The sequence below is a fragment of the Candidatus Micrarchaeia archaeon genome (genome assembly GCA_041653315.1).
GTDB lineage: Archaea > Micrarchaeota > Micrarchaeia > Anstonellales > JAHKLY01 > JAHKLY01.
In genome coordinates this window covers 1-12739 of record JBAZFO010000032.1, presented here as the reverse complement: position 1 = coordinate 12739, position 12739 = coordinate 1, and the positions used below count along the sequence as shown (strand labels likewise).

8 protein-coding genes and 1 tRNA gene are annotated in these 12739 nt (G+C 24.9%); 7 read left to right on the top strand and 2 right to left on the bottom strand.

Annotated elements, in window-relative coordinates:
- The coding region (locus tag WC356_06035; GenBank protein ID MFA5382704.1) for a hypothetical protein at positions 1-201 on the top strand (201 nt) is incomplete at its 5' end.
- Positions 202-247: 46 nt separating this feature from the next.
- Complete coding sequence (locus WC356_06030) at positions 248-7672, top strand: RHS repeat-associated core domain-containing protein (GenBank protein MFA5382703.1); 7425 nt, start codon at positions 248-250, stop codon at positions 7670-7672.
- Between the two features lie 22 nt (positions 7673-7694).
- Here the strand turns inward: WC356_06030 and WC356_06025 are convergent, their stop codons facing one another.
- The gene (locus tag WC356_06025; GenBank protein ID MFA5382702.1) at positions 7695-8288 is read right to left on the bottom strand and encodes a hypothetical protein; all 594 of its coding nucleotides are present in this window, start codon (positions 8286-8288) and stop codon (positions 7695-7697) included.
- Between the two features lie 107 nt (positions 8289-8395).
- Between WC356_06025 and WC356_06020 the strand changes: the two genes are divergently transcribed.
- The 4 genes from WC356_06020 (at position 8396) to WC356_06005 (ending at position 11066) form a co-directional block, all read left to right on the top strand.
- A complete protein-coding gene (locus tag WC356_06020) occupies positions 8396-9718 on the top strand; it encodes a DUF530 family protein (protein MFA5382701.1) in 1323 nt (440 codons plus the stop codon).
- Positions 9705-10079, top strand: coding sequence for a helix-turn-helix domain-containing protein (locus WC356_06015; GenBank protein ID MFA5382700.1), 375 nt, complete (start codon positions 9705-9707; stop codon positions 10077-10079). The genes WC356_06020 and WC356_06015 overlap by 14 nt, the downstream gene beginning before the upstream one ends.
- Positions 10080-10126: 47 nt before the next feature.
- Positions 10127-10261, top strand: a tRNA-Asn gene (locus WC356_06010).
- 19 nt (positions 10262-10280) lie between these two features.
- Entirely contained in the window at positions 10281-11066 is a 786-nt protein-coding gene (locus WC356_06005) for a hypothetical protein (GenBank protein ID MFA5382699.1), read from the top strand.
- Between the two features lies 1 nt (position 11067).
- Here WC356_06005 and WC356_06000 read toward each other — a convergent pair whose 3' ends face one another.
- Complete coding sequence (locus tag WC356_06000) at positions 11068-11913, bottom strand: tetratricopeptide repeat protein (protein ID MFA5382698.1); 846 nt, start codon at positions 11911-11913, stop codon at positions 11068-11070.
- A gap of 97 nt (positions 11914-12010) precedes the next feature.
- On the opposite strand from WC356_06000, the gene WC356_05995 reads away from it, so the two are divergent.
- The coding region (locus WC356_05995; GenBank protein ID MFA5382697.1) for a hypothetical protein at positions 12011-12739 on the top strand (729 nt) is incomplete at its 3' end.

Genomic DNA, 12739 nt, shown 5'->3' with positions numbered 1-12739 from the left:
AGCAAAAGTAGTGGATTGAAAAGAGCTAAAGAAATGCTTGATTATCCTTGGATAAATAGACATAAAGAATGGGTAAAAGAATTAAAAGAAGTTTTAAACACAAAACAAAAAATTGAATTAGATGCGCTTCAAGGTCCGCGCCTTTCATTTATTGGAGAGTATTTAAGCGAGAAAATAAAAGCAGGAAAATTATTGCCTTAAAACAGAAAAAGAGCATATATATATATTTTGTTTTTATAAATTAAGTATGTTTAATAAAATAAATATAAAATTTATAATGTTGTTCTTATTTTCTTTAAGTATTTTAGTTTTTGCATCTAATGAATTTGAATTTTCAATAGATCCATTAAATTTATTTGATTCTGAATTTACTTCTGCAAATCCTTCATTATCTACTGGTGATTTATTTTTATTTGAATCAATAACAAGTATTTCAGATAATATAAATTTAAATCAAGAAATAAATTTAATTTATTCAATAAATAACTTTTATCCTGAATTTAGTGAATTTGAAACTTTTTCAGAATACGAAGATTATACTAACTCAGAAGGTAAAATCATAAAACCATACCCATTGAGTTATGCGAGACCTGGAGAATTAGGTGCAGGTTGGGAAATGAATTTTCCTTATATTGAAGCAAGGCCAAATACATTTAATGGAGAAGATAACTATTTATATAAAATTTATATTGCCGGAAATAAATATGAATTAATTTTATTTAATACAACAAGACAGTATAAAGAATATAAAACAAAAGAATATTCTAATTTGAATATTAAAAGATATAATTATACAAATAATAATGTTGATTCTTATTGGATAATCTTAGATACTTTTGGAAATGAATATAAATTTGATCATAAAATAGTGAGTCTATTACCTGGTAATAGTGGTACAGATACTATGGAATTTTGTTATCAATCTTCCTTTTCTAATGCATGTGGAAAGGCTAAAGCGCCAGAGATTAAAGTAGAAGGTAATTGGTATAGTCATCCATTATATATGTATTATAAAGCATATGATGGGGATTGGGATACTTATGGGCAAGTTTTAGATGAAGGTGCTATTTATTTTAATTATACAAAACCTAGCAATATTTTAGAAGAAACTAGTGTTTGGAAAGTTAAAGAAGCAGGGGTGGGAATTTTAAATGATACAAGAATCCAAAATTTAACTATTCCTTCAAATTGCTGGGAAGGAGATATCTTAAGATTAAGGACAAATGTTAATGAAGAAATTATAGAGGTTTCTCCTGCTTGGAATGAAACATTAGAAGGAGATCCAATTTATGATGATCTTGGGAGGGTAATTGGATATGAGACTATCATAATTGAACATCCTGCTGTTTGGGAATATAATGTTCCCTCTTTAAAATGGCAGTGTTTTGATTATTCTTTATCAGGTATTGGTGATACTTGGATTACAATAAAAGAAGTTCCAAATAAAAGAATTATTTATGAACAAGCAATGATCTGGCATTTTAATATAACTGAAGAAGAAACTGAAGAAGAGGAAGAAGAAATAGAGTTTGATTTTGGTTTAACTTCGCCGTTAACTCCTTCAAGAAGAATGGCTCCAATAATCTCCCCAACAGAAGGTTCAGTTTCAACTCCCTCTTGTGGTTTATATACTAATTTTACACCAGTTTCTGTTTCTATTAAAAATTATGATTATTATAGTTATATTTCAAAATGGGATATTACTGAAATAAAAGATAATTATAATAATAAATTAAATTTTGAGTATAATGATTCAATTGAAGAATTTTCATATACTTTTTGTGATGAATATTCTGGATTAAATTCTTATGAATATGAAGTATATAAAGTTCCTCAAGAAGTTACTGATAATTGTACTGCTTGTAAAATTGGTACAAGAGATGACCATAATAATAGAGTGGATATTGGTTCTCCATGGTGTAGTGCTTATTATAATGAAAATAATGACATGTGGTGGATAAGTCAGACCGATATAGTAATTAATGATCATAGTGCTGATAGTTTTATAAATGGGGGGATATTTTGGAATCCTAATACACTTCAGGGATGTGTTATTCAAGAAACTTGTTCTGTAGAATTATTATCTAGGATACAGAAATGTGAAATAGCATGGGCATTAAATAATGAAAATGAGTTAGAATTTTATAATACATATAAATGTGGAGGAACTTGTTCAGATATAGAAACAAAACATATTGATTATACTGATTCATCAAGAATATCAAAAATTTATGATTTTTATGGACATGAAATTAATTTTGAATATTCAGAATTAGATCCAAGTTATTGTTATAAAGGTTTAAATGATGAAAGTTCTTGTTATAACCTCAACTCGATTAAAAAATATTTAACTAAGGATGAAAAAACATTATTGGAAAATTATATTTTTACTTATAATACCATTGATTTAAGTGAAGAAGGATATAATACAACTTTAAAAATTGATGAAAGAACTGGAATGCTTGGTTCTGATGCAATACGATATAAAAATAAAGATATTAAAAATGTATCTTTATTATCAAAAATAGAAAAATGTTCAAATGCAGATGGGGAAAATTGTTTATTAATAAAAGAATATGAATATTATACAGATAATCTTTTAGGATTATTAAAAAGTGTTAAAAACATAAATGGAGGAATACGGATCTTTAATTATGAATTAAAAAATGAGACTAATACTAAACAAATTACTATTCAGCACTCAGTTTATGATAATAGTAATCCAGTAATTGGTGATTTAGCAGATTCTAATTTTGTTTTTGGTTGGAATATAAAACAAATAATAGATTATGATCCTATTTTAGAAAAAGCAATAATTACTAAATTTAATTATTTTAATCCAATTTTAAATATGGAACTACTTCCAAAGACTTTTACTGTTACTCTTAATAGTTTTAGAGCAGAAGAACAAATAACATATACAACAGTTTATTATAATAAAACAGAAACTATTTATGAAGATAAAGGCAAAAAAATAGATTATTTTTATAATGGTCCTAAAAATTATAGTGATATAAAAGGTTATTTATTAAGAGGAATTCAGTATAAAACAGAACTTTATTCAGAAGATAATGAATTGGTTTCTTCTTCAGTAAATAAATATTCATTTAACGAAAAATCAGACGACCCACTTATTTATAGTGTTTTATTAAAAAATCAAACGATAGATACAAGAGGTCAAATTCAATATAAAGAAATAGAGTATAATGAATTTGATCAGCCTATAATTAATATTCAAGGTTTTGGTGAAGAAAAAATAAAACAATATACCAAATATTTATGGGAATCAAAACCTAATCTTTTAAATAAAAAAATAAATCTTTTTGATATTGTTGAATATCAAGCCCAAGGGAATCAAGATACAGATAGAAGTAATTTGATTGAAGAGAATTTTGATGTTTTTGATGGCGTACTTAAGAATACCTATGATTATCTTGATTCTTTTAATTTTAAATCAATAATAACTAATGCAACATATAATTATGATAAAAATACACAAAAATTTATAAAACAAAAATCATTTGATTATGAAGATAATAGTTTAATAAAGGAGCAAATTGTAAATGGAGTTAAAAATGAATTTAAATATACAAATACAAATTTAATTGAAGAAAAAAGAGATCTTTCTGGAGTTGAGTCTTATCTTTATGATGAAAAAGATAATTTAATATTAAAATCAGATATAAATAATATAGAAATAGATTATGTATATGATGAATTTAATAGACCAAAAGAATTATATGCACCTGGAGAAAGTTTACCTTATTTAATATATAATTATATCCCTTACTTAGGTTCAGGTACTAAAATTATAAAACATATTGAATATATGCCCGGAAGATTTATTGATTTAGAAACTGAAACTTCAATTTATCCTTCATATATTACTATTGATGAAAAAATAGTAGAAGATAAAACAAAAACTACAAAAACGTATTTAGATGGTTTTGGAAATAAAATTGCAATAGATAGTAATAAAGGAAATTGTAAATTTGATGATTGTGATGAGATATTAAGGGTATTTATAGAATATAATTCCTTTGGTGAGGTGTTAAAACAAAGTAAACAAAAATCTGTTTTAAAAACAAATTCTGATTTATCTTTTCCTGAGGATATTGAATTTATTAAACATGAATATTCAAATGATCCTTTAAATGAATTAAAGCGAACTTATGATTTTTCAGGAACCTTAGTTTCTTCAATAAATCAATATGGAACAGGAAATAATTTAATAACAGAAACTACAGATGCTTTGGGGAATACAATAAAAACAACAGTAGATAATTTTGGAAGAAATATAAAAATAGAAGATGAATTAGGAAGAAAACAAATTTTTGAATATACAGACACATCAGAAAATGTAAAAACACATATTGATCCTTTAAATAGAGAGATAAAAAATGTTTATGATTTTAGAGGTAATGTTATTTATTCGAATGATCCAGATAGAGGATATTTAACTAATTTTTATGATGATGAAAACAATTTAATTTACACAGCAACAAATAATTTTATTATTGATTCTGGTTTTGAATTAGAAACTGAAAAATATTTCAAAATTCCTTTTTCTTATAGTATCCCTATAGTTAATCATGTTTCTACTGATTGTTATTCTGAAAAATGTATTCAATTTAATGGTATTGGAAAAAGTAATTATATATATAAAATTCCATTTAATCAAAAAGAAGATTTTATTATTGGAACATATGGAAAAGGAACTGGAGGGTTTATATTTAACATTAAATTTTTAGATAGTAGTTATAATTTAATAAATACACAAATGCCTGGGGATCATTTAAGTGAATCTTGGAAAGAATATTCATTTAATATTACTTCTCCATTAAATACAGAATTTATTGAATTACAGATTTGGAATTTTGGAGAGGTTTATTTAGATAATTTATATCTAACACCAAACAAAGGAAAGGAGATTGATTATTTAGTTTTATATAATGAATATGATGAATTAAATAGATTAGGATCTACACAATTATTAAATAAAAATTCTTTTGATTTTGTTGTTTCAAATTCTTATGGAGATATTTTATTTTTAGAGGATTCAAGTTGTGAATATGGTAAAGGAAAAGTTTGTATTCAAGAATCTGAGAATCAAATAGTTAATTTTGAATATAATGAAAAAGGGTTGATTGATTCACAAAAAATTGTAAATAAAATTGACAATACAAATAAAGAAACAATAGAAATTAAAAATAGTTTTGATTTTCTTAATCTAGTAAATAAACAGATAAATGAAAAAGATATTTCTTATATGTATGATCATTTAGGAAAAATTATAGATGTTAAATATGAAGAAGAAGACATAGTAGATTTTGAAATAGATGAATATAATAGAATATCTAAAATAAATTTTGGAAATGGAATAGAAACAAAGTATAAATATAATATTGATGATCAATTAATTGAATTACGTACAGATAAAGATAGATTTAATTATTTTGGGAGACAGTATGTTTATGATGATTTATCTAATATTATTTCAATAAATTCTTTAAATCCAACTTCTTTTTCACCAAGTATAATAGAAGAAGACCTTGTAGAAATGAGACCTTCTTCTTATGTTTGGGAAAATTTGGCTAGCTTTAGATATGATTTAGCAAATAGATTAACTGATGTATATAGTAATAATGAAAAAGTTTTCAATTCTGTTAGTTATCTTTATGATGAATTAGATAATCGTTTAATTAAACATTCAAGTGAAGAAACAACAAATTATGAATATGAATTTTATGATGGAGGAAATTCAGTAATTTTAAATTCAGCAAATACTCCAGAAGGAAGATATATTTATGAATATGATAATATGAATAGATTAATTTCAAAAATATTTGAACCTATTAATTATGATGGAATTGATTTAGCGCCAAGAGGAAGAGCAGCACCCGAAATAGAGTCGGAAAAAATATATGATATTACATATGATAATATTGGAAATTTAAAAACAATTAATGGGTCTTTTGGAAATGAGACTTATTATTATTCCTTAGGTGGAAAAAGAATTATCAAACTTATAAATGATTCAAATATTGTTTATTATTTTTGGGAAGGAGATCATACAATTTATGAGATAAATTCAAAATTAAAAGGATCTGAAGACTCAATTTCTGAGTTTATAAATATTTCTTTAAATACTGGTTGGAATATGATTTCTAGCAGTGTTTTTAATGAGTTAACTAATGAAGATTATAAAACAGCTTATACATATGATAGTTTAAATCAAAAATATCTCTCAATAAATAAAAATACAGATATAACTTCTTTAGGAGGAGTAATGATATATATAGTTAAACCAATTAAAGTTTCATTTAAAACATATGAAAGTTCTAATTTAAAAACAAGTGATTCTAAATTTTCCTTAGTAAGTTTTAATTCTCAAAAAGATGTTGATTCTTTTAAAGAGAATATAAAAGATACAAAAACAGCTATTTATTCTATTGATCCAAAAACAAGTAAATATTCAATAATTGATATTAATAGATTAGAGCCAGGGTTGGGATATTGGGTTTATTCAGATACAACTTCTTCAATAAAAACAAATGAGTTAAATAAAGAAACAAATAAAGATCTTCAAAATTTAGAAAATACTCAAAAAAATGAAACTCTTTATATATATGTGGGAGAACAATTAATTTCAAGAATTGATTTTGAAAATCCAAAAACAATTTTACATAAACCTATAGAACCAAAAATTTATTTTTATCATAATGACCATAGATTAAATCCAAGAGTGATAACAGATGAAAACGCATCTGTTGTTATGAAAACAGATTATGATATTTTCGGCGCGCAATTAAATTTAGCGCAAGAAATAGAAAACAGAAAAGATTTTGTTGGTCATGAACAAGATTCATCAGGTCTTCAATATTTTGGCGCAAGATTTTATGACCCAGATTTAGGGCGCTTTATAACCCCAGATCCAGTAAAAGATGGTTTAAATCCTTTTGTCTATGCGCAGAATAATCCAATGAAATACGTTGATCTAAATGGGAATGAAGATATTTTTCCTGATCTTTTTTGGTATGGGACACCACCTCATGAATGGAAAGCAGAACAAAATTGGATAGTAATAAAAAGGAGGATGAGAGACTCATTGGGCTTCTATTTACATTCTACGGGAATTAATTCAGCTTATATAGATAATACCGCAATAACTACAGAATGTTATATGAAGATGATTTCTATCAACCCTGAATTAGACGGTAAGTGGGTTTTACATGAGGGTTTTCAAACTACTGCTGGAGAGCCCACGTATCAAACTTTCTTTGATAAAATAGATTCTTTGCTTGCACCTGTTTCAATTGATCTAACTGATGAAACGAATTATATATATTATCCAAGGGAAATGTTAAAATATCATAAAACTATGCAAAAGGTTGCAGGTCTTACCGTTGGTTTAATGGTTGGATCTCTTACTTATTCACCCACCGAATCCCTAGTGGGAAGTTTTATAAACTCTTTTTTAACTCCATCAATTTCCCCAAATGTTCCGGGTTTGGTAGGAGGAGGATTAAGGCTTGCTTTAGATATATACTTAGATGGACAAAAAATAGGGGGAGTAGGAGAACTTTCTACTCTTGATTCTCAATATTATTATCCTCCCAACACTATATTTAATTATAATGGGAGGGATTCTGTTACTGGAAATTTTCATTAATTAAGAAGGAAAAGATATATACTTAAATAGAAATAGATTCTTTTTGTTTTAAATTTTTAATTATTTTTTCCATCGGTAAATAAAAATTTTCATAATAATAGATTATATTTGGAGATCTTAATTCCAATAGCATTACTTTAATTGCACTTGGTTTTTTAGTATATTTCTCTACTTCTTCTTTCCATGCGATATCGGGGTTTGTAGGATTATGAAGTTCTACTATTTTTCCTAAAATTTCAGATAGATACATTGTTCCTCTGATACTTTCATCTCTTGAATAAATATCACCAGTTGATTTTTGTACTGTTAAGTTTTTCCATGTATTCAATTTTATATTTTTATTCATTTTTTCTGCAGTTTTTAACCATAAATTCATTGATTCAGTATTTTGTTCTATTTTTAACATTATATCTCTAGGTTTTCCATCAAATGTTTTTCTAAATCCTATATATTTATTCATTGTCCCAACTGCTATTTTTCCCCCCCATGTGCCCTTTAAAAATAATATCGTTTCTGATTCATTAAATAAAGTGTTTAATTCTTCAGGGGTTATTTGTGTTTCATTTAAAATGCATCTTTTATTTCTTGCTTTAGTATATATTTCTTTAAAACTCATAAATCATCAAATAATATATACCCTGCGCGCTTTTTATTTCTTTCTATTTTTATACGTGTTTTTCCAATACCATAACGTATTTATATGATTGTGTTTTAATTATACATATGAAGGCAGAAATGGAAAATTCATATAATTTTATACTTCATGCTAATGAATATTTAGATTCAGTTGAAGCGCCAAAAAACATAGTTCAAATAGAACAAAGTATAAAGGAATTAGATGAATTAAGAAAAGAAATGCTTTCAAGAGGATTCAGTCACCCTTCAATTGGCGCATCAGAATTATCTTTAAATTTAGATTCAAATCGTGAAAATAATGCAGATATTAAAAAACAATTGTCTATAATTAAATATACAGAATATCTAAAGAGAATAACATTGAAGAGAGTTAAAATTGCTTTATCCTCTTTTTTGATTTCTAAGCAATTAATTAATACAAATCCAAATTTAATAACTCATTTACCAATAGAAGGAAATTATATTGGAAGAATAATAAAAACAGGCAGATATGGATTAACAGCATTTACTAGAATGAATACATTATTATCAGGTAGAGATGTTCCGCAGTATTTAATCGCGAAAGTTCAATATGAAGAAAAAGGAAAAATTAAAAATGAAAATCTTAAATTTATTAAAAAAGATAATTTAGAAGAAAGAATAAAAAGAGAGTATGGAGAAACAGCAAAAATCTTAAAAACGAGAATTATTAAAAAACCTGGTTTAATAACAAGCAATTCTGCAAGAACTTCTATTATTTTATCCTTTATTTCAAAATCTGCAGAAGAAGTTAAAAAAATAATGGATGAACAAGAAAGAGGAAAAATAAAAGAATATAATACTATTTTAAGACAAAATGGTTTAATTCCTGATTCAAGAATAGATTTAGTTGAAGGTTTTGAAAATGTAAAAAATCTATTAATTGAAAGAAAATTTATAACTAAAATAGATGATAAATTAGAAATAGATGAAGAATTAAAATCAGAGATAACTAGAAGAACTTCATTAGGTAATCTTTTAACAGAAAAAAAAGCAACTAATGAACTTTTATTAACGATATATAAATTCTATTTATTAAATTCAAAAACTACACGACAAGAAATTAATTTATTACCTACTTTATCTGTTGAACCCGAGGACTACCATTTAGAAGTTTTTAATATTTTAGAATATGGAGAAAATAAAATAGAAAACGCCAAATTAATTTTAAAAGAAAAGATTGAATCTGAAAAATTATCTTTTAGAATCAATGAAAAGATATTTGGAGCTTCTTTTTTTGCATATAAATCAAATAAAGATTTAGAATGGTGTTCTAATTTTTTTGATATTAAAAAAGAAGAATTAGAAAAAGGAATTAATGAGATAAAATTGATTATGGAAAAAGGAAGAGGAAAAGACTTTTTAGAGGCGGTAAAGGATGCTAATTCTTAGAGGAACAAGAAAAGAAATTAAATCTTTAATTGATTCAAATCCTAATGCTCAAAGCGTAATTATAAAAGTAAAACCGAGCAGTTTTTTATTAGCTTATTTATTGAATAATACAAAAGTAAATACAATTTATTGTTCTAAAGGAATATATGATACTTTATCTATCAAAATAATAAAAGCACTAAGGCGAATGAATATAAATATTATTAAGAGAGATTTGAAAAAAGGAAGACCTTATAAAATTTCTGAGAGTGTAATTGATAGAGCTAAAAAATTAAAGGAAAAAAATGTTTCAATAAGAGAAATCGCAAAAAGATTAGAGGTTAGCTGGAGAACATTGTATTATAGACTTGAAAAAAAATAATCAAAACCTTTAAATACACAACCACCAAAATTATTTTATAATTTTAAGCCCCGGTAGCTTAGCGGTAGTAGCGTCCGGCTGTTAAGCACCTTTTCTTTGGAAAGAAAAGCTGCACCAAAAGAAACCAAAAAACTTTGGGAGCTGACACCGGAAGGCCAACGGTTCGATCCCGTTCCGGGGCGTTTAATAAAAGGTGAATAAATGACAGAAATAACATTTATTAGTAGATATAAAAAGAATAATTGGAATGATTCAATAAAATTTGAATTTGAAGATAATGATGAAAAAGCAGTTTTTGCTTTATCTCAAATAGATGATTTGGTTTTCAATAAATGTTATGAATCTCTAGGGGACTTAACAGAATTAGATAAGTATATCGATTCTTTACTTAAAGATAATAAAAATAATTTAATAGATGTTTTTTCAAATATAAAAAATAAAGATGTGAATAATATTTTTTCTAATTTTCCAAAAGAGTATAAACCATTTTTAGAAGCTTATTTATTAAGGAAACTTTTAGAAAAAACAAAAATTTATTCATGGATTTCAAAAGAACAAACAGCAAATTATAAAGATAAGCCAAATCAAACAAAAGCAGATAGTTTAGAATATGAGGGAATTGCTTTGTTTATAAGACATAAAAATTATTTTGCAGTAAGAAGAATGAGTATTTTAAAAGATACAGAGACAGGAGAAATTTTACAAACATTAGTTGGCCAGTATATCACTTTATATAGAAAAGCATTTGATTTTTTAAATTTAAACCATAAAGAAATTGATGAACAGGCAAAGAAAATAACAAAAGGAAAAAAGAAAGGATACCAAAACTTAGCAGAATTATTTAAAACGAATAAAGAATTAATAAATAACCCTTATTTATTGAGTTGTGTTTTAGAAATTCTTAAAATGTATCCATATATAGATGTTGATTCATTTAATAAAGCATTTCCACAGTTCAAAACAAAAAAACAGAAGAAAAAAAGATAAATTATTTTTCAATATCTGCTAAATTTTTTTCATCAATTTTTCTAAAAACTAAAGTGCTTTTTATTTTTTCCATACTTTTTTTGGCAGCTGTTTCCTTTCCTAATTTTAATTCAATAATTGATTTTTTATAATATAATGAAATTAGTTCTGGATAATTATGTATGTTTTCTTCAAAATATTTTCTTCCAAAATCAAATTCTTCTTCTCCTGAATTTTTTAATGCATAACCTTCTACAGAATATTTATTTTTATAATCTGGAAATTTTTTAATTGCAGTTTTTATAGTTTTTAATGCTTCTTCTAAATTCCCCTCTTTTTCTTCACAGTTTGCTTTTCCAATGTATGAAGGAATATAATATTCGTGCATATTTATTACTCTTTCAAATAGTTTTTTTGCAGTATTATATTCTTCTTTTTTTTGATATATATTACCAAGTGTATTTATGGCCATAAAATAATCTTTTTTTAAATGTATTAATTCTACTAATTCTTTTTGTGCTTCTTTTTCATTTCCTTTTGCTAAATGACATAATGCTAAATTATATCTTGCAGAATAAAAGTTGGGATCAATTTCAATTGCTTTTCTTAAAGCTTCTTCTGCTTCTTCTGTTTTTCCAAGTGTGATGTAGATACATCCTTTTAGATTATATGCGTCTTTATTATTTATCCATATTTCCAATCCTTTATCTATTAGTTTAAAAGCAATTTCTAGAACTTTTGTATCTATTTTCTTTCCTTCTCTTGATTCTTTAATTCTAAAGTCACTAAAAATTTTTTCTGCTTTTGAAAAGTATTCCTGTGCGTTATTTTGTAATTCTCTTTTTCTGTATAAATTCATTTCTGCCATTTTTATCAATATAAATATTCATTTACTGGTTTTTAAATATTTGGCTATGTGAACATATTAAGATATCTTTTTAAATATCTCTTTTTTAATATAATATATGGATCCTATTCTTAAACAACAAGAGAATAATACTAAAAACCCAATTTTATCAAAAATACCTACTTTGGAGAGTAAATTAGAATTAGCTCAAAAATTAGCTGAAGAAAGTTTTAATTCTTTTAAAAAAAATAATCTTGAAAATTGTATGAAAGTATTAAATAATTTTGAAAACAATATAATAGGAAATATTGAAAATATTAAATTATTAGATTCTTCTATTCTTGAGTATTATGAATTGGTTTTATATAATGCGACTTTTTTAACTTTTGATTCGTATATTAAAAAACCCCATAAAAATGTAGATCTAAATTTTGATTTATATACGCAGTATATAACATTATTTCCTTTTTCCCATGATGAAGAGAGATCTAAAACATTAGATCAAATTCATAATAAATATCAAGAAATTGTATTGAACGAAGAAATTGAAAACATATTAAATAAAAGTAAAGTAAACTTCAAAGTTGGAAGTGCAGTAGAATGTTATAATGCCCTAAAAGAATTTAAAGAAATTTTAGATATTAATAAATTGAATAATGAACAAAAAGATATTTATGAAGAAATTTTGTTTAATGCAATGTATTTAGTTGTTGATAAAGATTATGATCCAAGGGGGATGGGTCTTTCTTTAGGTGTTGTTTTATATGAAGATTATGTCAAAACTTTTCCAAATTATATTTATTCTAAAAAATTTGAAAAATATAAGTTTTTTAATAAATATGAAGAT

What these genes read in the sequence shown, in the direction of transcription:
- WC356_06030 (MFA5382703.1), top strand. Translation starts at nt 248, where the DNA reads ATGTTTAATAAAATAAATATAAAATTTATAATGTTGTTCTTATTTTCT.
- WC356_06025 (MFA5382702.1), bottom strand. Translation starts at nt 8,288, where the DNA reads ATGAGTTTTAAAGAAATATATACTAAAGCAAGAAATAAAAGATGCATT.
- WC356_06020 (MFA5382701.1), top strand. Translation starts at nt 8,396, where the DNA reads ATGAAGGCAGAAATGGAAAATTCATATAATTTTATACTTCATGCTAAT.
- WC356_06015 (MFA5382700.1), top strand. Translation starts at nt 9,705, where the DNA reads ATGCTAATTCTTAGAGGAACAAGAAAAGAAATTAAATCTTTAATTGAT.
- WC356_06005 (MFA5382699.1), top strand. Translation starts at nt 10,281, where the DNA reads ATGACAGAAATAACATTTATTAGTAGATATAAAAAGAATAATTGGAAT.
- WC356_06000 (MFA5382698.1), bottom strand. Translation starts at nt 11,913, where the DNA reads ATGGCAGAAATGAATTTATACAGAAAAAGAGAATTACAAAATAACGCA.